This is a genomic window from Massilimicrobiota sp. An105, from assembly GCF_002161155.1.
GTDB lineage: Bacteria > Bacillota_I > Bacilli_A > Erysipelotrichales > Coprobacillaceae > Allocoprobacillus > Allocoprobacillus merdigallinarum.
The window spans coordinates 1-5,238 of sequence record NZ_NFLY01000074.1 but is presented as its reverse complement, the minus strand read 5'-3'; the positions used below and the strand labels follow the sequence as shown (position 1 = coordinate 5,238).

Genomic DNA, 5,238 nt, shown 5'->3' with positions numbered 1-5,238 from the left:
TCATCAAAAATCAAGGGGTATTTGTACGCTTTTTTAGCGTTTTCAAACACAAAAAGGATATGATTAGATACTAAATTGGCTAAACATATCCTTTTACCATTTTAAATTGACGACATTGGGAAGAAACATTATTCTTTCTCTTTTTTGATACTTTGTAAAAATGCATTCAAACTTTTATTTTGAGAGTTTTTATGCCAAATCAGATAAATATGGAATTGTTGAGAAAAGTCTTTTAAAGGTAAAAAGCAAAGATATTTTTGATAAGCATAATAATCTTCAACAAATTGGGCTAAGATAGCAGTATCCTGACTAATAGCTAAATGCATGAAAAGAGTATCTAAATCATGGCTTTTAAAATCAGGATGACTTGTATCCATAATCACATGTGTTTGATTTTTTATATCAAAATAGTCTAAAGAAGGATATGAAGATAAAATATGATTTTTATTCATAGCAACAACAAATGGATAAGAATAAATATGGAGATAATCAAACTGATCTTCAAAAGGAATAGGATCATGACCAACTCTAGCAGTAAATACACAATCGACTTTATGATTTTTTAACAGCTCTTCAATTTCTTGTCTAGAATCACGATAAAGCTGAATATCCATATGTTTATTGTGTTGATAAAAGTTCTGAATATTTTTAATCATAATGCAATGTTCAATACCTTTTAAATATCCAATTCTTAATTGACCAAAATTTTCATGATGTAAATATTGAATCATTTGATAACATTCTTGATTTGCTTCCAAGACTTTAAGAGCACTTTTTAAAAAGATTTTTCCTTGTTGAGTTAACTGAACATGCTTTTTGTTTCTTATAAACAAATGAAAACCAAGTGTTTCTTCTAAATGTTTAATATGATTACTAACAGCTGTTTGAGAAATAAATATTTTGTAAAGTTTAAAGTTTTAGAAACTTCGACAAAGCATTTTAATTGTTGAATATTCATAGAAAAACTCCTTTATTATAACTTTTAGTTATTATATTATATCGTTTTTATATGAGACAATTATAATAAATTGATTAAAATAAGTATAAATTGAAGGAGTTAGATTATGAAAAAAATCATTATTTATATTATTGGTTTAAATTTTTTAGCATTAGGAATTGTATTGAATATTTCTACAGGACTGGGAGTTGCTGCTTTATAGATTTTAAGTATTGAAAACCCCATCTGCTCTGCGGTGGGGATGAAAATGCTTTTTTTCTTTTTCTAAAAATTGTGTCTTACAACACCATGTCTATATAGAACAGCATTTCAATGATATAATATAGAGAGACTATAACAGGAGGCGCTATCATGGACAAAGCATATAGATACAGGATATATCCAAACAAATCACAGAAGATTCTGCTTGCCAGGACTTTTGGCTGCGTACGCTTTGTATACAATCATTTTCTAAATAAAAAGCAGAAGCTCTATGAATCTGATGGGACGAATCTATCCTATAATGACATGGCGCATGAAGTTGTTGACATGAAGCACACTCCTGAGTATGCATGGCTAAGCGAAGTGGATGCAACGGCTCTTCAGTCATCACTAAGAAACCTGGATAGAGCCTATACCAATTTCTTCAGGAAGAATGCCATGTATCCTCGATTCAAGTCAAGAAGGACGCATTGTTTCTCATATACAAGCAAAAACAATAGCAATTCCATCAAGTTCAATAATGGGTATATTACACTGCCTAAGATTGGTATTGTTAAATCAAAGAACAAATGCATCCCACAGGGAAGAATCGTCAATGCCACTGTCACCCAGGAATCATCAGGCAGATATTATGTATCCTTGTGCTGCAAAGATGTTGATGTGGAACAGTATCCAAATAGCAACAAGTCTACAGGCATTGACATGGGCATTTCTCACTTCTGCACATTTGACGATGGAGTGAAGATAGATAACCCTAAGTATCTTGCCAAGTCTCTAAAAAAACTTGCCAGACTCCAGAAACAGCTTTCTCGAAAGCCAAGAGGAAGCCATAACTGGGATAAGGCACGTATCAGAGTGGCAAGAATGCATGAGCACATCTATAACCAGAGAAACGATTTTCTCCATAAGCTGTCAACTGACATCGTCAAGCAGAATAGTATCATCTGCATAGAGGATTTGGACATCCAGTCCATGCAGAATAATCAGCATATTGCAAGAGATGTTGCCGATGTATCATGGAGCAGATTTATGAGTATGCTTGAATACAAGTCTGCATGGCATGGAAGAACTGTTGTCAAGATAGACAGATACTTTGCCAGCTCACAGACATGTCATGAATGTGGATATAAGAACACTGATGTCAAGAACCTCAATATCAGAAGATGGACGTGTCCTGAATGTGGCACTGTTCATGACAGGGATGTGAATGCTGCCATCAACATATTAAGAGAAGGGCAAAGACTTCTTCTCTTGCAGTAGATATATATTGAAATACTAGGGCAGGAACTGTCCGAAGTCACGCCTGTGGAGATGGATACTATGAAGTCTTTGAAGCAGGAAACCTCGTTGCTCTGCGGCGAGGTAGTTCATCAAGTTCCATTTATACAACAAGTCAAATATTTCATATATCATTAGGAACAGCCTCTATTATCTGGTATATAGTGTTTGTTGGAATACAATGTTTATTATCAAAGAAAATAACTAAGGAATACCTTTTAGAAATACCGTTATCTTTTGTATTTGGTTATCTTAATGATTTTTATGATTATATCATTCATATAACACCATCATCTTTTATACATTCACTGTTACTATTATGTATCGCTTTACTTTGTATTTCTTTAGGCGTTTATTTGACAAGTGAAACAAACTTTGTATTGAATCCAGGCGATGGCATTGTGAAAACAATAAGTGAAGTTTTCCATTATCCTTTCTATAATGTCAAAAATATGTTTGATATTTCTATGATTTTATGTTCGCTTGTTTTAAGTTGGATAACACATAATCCTATTATGGGAATAGGTATAGGAACTATCATTTCAGCAGTTATGATTGGTAGACTTATTAAGGTCTGGCAATATCTTCTTCAAAAAAGATTATTTATTCAGGTATAAAGTTTTTATATGTGTTCATAATTCACATATGAGGTGATAAACAATATGAACAATATAAAAAAAATCGTTTTTATTATACTTGTATGCATGTTATGTGTCAGTGTTGAAGCAAAAAGTGACGTTCCTAAATATAAAATTATATCTAACAGTTATCAACAAACTGATATTCAAGACATGTATGATATAAAAAATCAATTACTAACAGATTATAAAGAATGGGTCAAAGGGGTTGATAATCCAGATCAGGCTTTAGCTGATCACCAGAGTAATTATCAGGCAACCTTTAAACAGGGTGTTTATACTATTGTTTTAGGAAAAGGAAAAGGAAAAACTTTAACAGGAGATTTAAAGGTCAATTATTGTGAAACAACTGAAGATATAGAAACAAAATCCTTGATATGGGATTGGCTATTTTGATATGAAACAATATGTTTCATATTTTTTTATTCTTTTAAAAAAATAAGAGAATAAGCAAATATTATAGGATTAAGGGTAAAATTAATGAATTATTTTATTTCGTTATCAAAAAGTGATATGATATATATCATAAGGAGGATTGTTTCATGAAACAGTTAAAACAACCAGACAATAAAATAATGATTTATCCGATCTATCACCATCAAAGTGTCTTGAATGATATATGTGATACCTTAGGATATGATATCAACACAATCATTAATAAAGACTTCAATCAATCCACAAAAGTCTATACACTTGGAAAATATGATTTCCCTTATATTCTTTTTGTTGGTCTTGGTGATGTCAGTGAACTAACGACAGCCAAACTTAGAAAGTTAGTTTTGAATATCTCAAAAAATATTAACGAGCCTGTTCAGCTGATGACTGATCATCTTGATGAAGGTATTGACAAGCATGCCTTTGTCAGAATATGGGTAGAATCACATATCATTGCCCAGTATCAGGAATGCAAGATTGGACATGATGCGAAAATGATAACTGATTTGGATATTGTATCATCAGGATATGTTGAAAAGGATATTGAAACAGGAAGAATCTATGGAGAAGGCATCAACTATGCCAGAAGACTTGCCGATACACCATCCAATCTGATGACACCGGAAGACATGGTCAAAGAAGCTGTCGAACTGGCAAAGGCGTATAACATTGAATATACAATACTCAACAAGAGTGCCTTAGAGGAAATGAAAGCAGGAGGCATTCTGTCCGTCAATCAGGGAAGTCATATACCAGCCTACATGATTGTATTGAAGTATACGCATAATGGAAATGCACCACATAAAGCCGTGATAGGAAAAGGAATTACATTTGATTCAGGAGGATACAACCTGAAATCAAACAGCTATGGCATGAAGTATGACATGTGTGGAGGAGCAGATGTTTTAGGAATCATGAAGATTCTTGCTGGTATCCAAGCCAAGACAAATGTTTATGGAATCATTCCAGTGACAGAGAATTTGGTGAATGGAAAAGCCTATAAACCACAGGATGTCATCACAACACTATCAGGAAAGACAGTCGAGGTCGTAAGCACAGATGCAGAAGGACGACTGATCTTATGTGATGCTATCACGTATGCACAAAGACTAGGAGCTAGTCATCTTATTGATTTAGCGACTCTTACAGGAGCATGCGTAGCTGCTTTAGGAGATGTTTATACAGGTGTTTTCGCTAATGATGATGCCTATTATCAAGAATTTGAACAAGCCATGAAAGCAGCTGATGAAAAGGGATGGCGTTTACCAATGGATGATGAATATTTTGCAAAAATTAAATCAAATAGCGCAGATTTCAAAAATTCTATGGGAAAACCTGGTGCAGGAGCAAGCATTGCGGCTAATTTCTTGAATGCTTTTGTAGAAGAAGGTACAAAATGGATTCACCTAGATATTGCAGGAACAGCGGACAATGATGGTACTGGTGCAACAGGAGCCATGATTAGATCAGTTGTTAATATGTTTAGTAAATAAAAACCGAGATTTTTCTCGGTTTTTTAAATATTCTTTTGTTGTATGTAGTTAGAATATTCTATGCATATCATATCAGCAATCATAGTCAGCGCATAAGGGTGACTAGAATAATCTTTTCCAATGTCGTCAATTTAAAATGGTAAAAGGATATGTTTAGCCAATTTAGTATCTAATCATATCCTTTTTGTGTTTGAAAACGCTAAAAAAGCGTACAAATACCCCTTGATTTTTGATG

The 5,238-nt window shown here is 33.3% G+C and carries 5 protein-coding genes; 4 read left to right on the top strand and 1 reads right to left on the bottom strand.

The window, feature by feature from the left end:
• Positions 1-128: 128 nt before the first annotated feature.
• Positions 129-893 carry a LysR family transcriptional regulator gene (locus tag B5E48_RS13000; protein ID WP_255376281.1) on the bottom strand — a complete coding sequence of 255 codons (765 nt, stop codon included), beginning with the start codon at positions 891-893 and terminating at the stop codon, positions 129-131.
• A 416-nt stretch (positions 894-1,309) separates the two neighbouring features.
• On the opposite strand from B5E48_RS13000, the gene tnpB reads away from it, so the two are divergent.
• The 4 genes from tnpB to B5E48_RS12980 all read left to right on the top strand — a co-directional run bounded on the left by tnpB (position 1,310) and on the right by B5E48_RS12980 (position 5,003).
• Complete coding sequence (gene tnpB / locus B5E48_RS12995; RefSeq protein ID WP_087305541.1) at positions 1,310-2,419, top strand: IS200/IS605 family element RNA-guided endonuclease TnpB; 1,110 nt, start codon at positions 1,310-1,312, stop codon at positions 2,417-2,419.
• Positions 2,420-2,511: 92 nt separating this feature from the next.
• Positions 2,512-3,054, top strand: a complete 543-nt coding sequence (locus B5E48_RS12990) for a DUF6198 family protein (RefSeq protein ID WP_087305539.1) — start codon at positions 2,512-2,514, stop codon at positions 3,052-3,054.
• 45 nt (positions 3,055-3,099) lie between these two features.
• Positions 3,100-3,471 carry a hypothetical protein gene (locus B5E48_RS12985; RefSeq protein ID WP_241146988.1) on the top strand — a complete coding sequence of 124 codons (372 nt, stop codon included), beginning with the start codon at positions 3,100-3,102 and terminating at the stop codon, positions 3,469-3,471.
• Between the two features lie 146 nt (positions 3,472-3,617).
• Complete coding sequence (locus tag B5E48_RS12980) at positions 3,618-5,003, top strand: leucyl aminopeptidase family protein (protein WP_087305537.1); 1,386 nt, start codon at positions 3,618-3,620, stop codon at positions 5,001-5,003.
• Positions 5,004-5,238 lie beyond the last annotated feature (235 nt).

What these genes read in the sequence shown, in the direction of transcription:
- tnpB (WP_087305541.1), top strand. Translation starts at nt 1,310, where the DNA reads ATGGACAAAGCATATAGATACAGGATATATCCAAACAAATCACAGAAG.
- B5E48_RS12985 (WP_241146988.1), top strand. Translation starts at nt 3,100, where the DNA reads ATGAACAATATAAAAAAAATCGTTTTTATTATACTTGTATGCATGTTA.
- B5E48_RS12980 (WP_087305537.1), top strand. Translation starts at nt 3,618, where the DNA reads ATGAAACAGTTAAAACAACCAGACAATAAAATAATGATTTATCCGATC.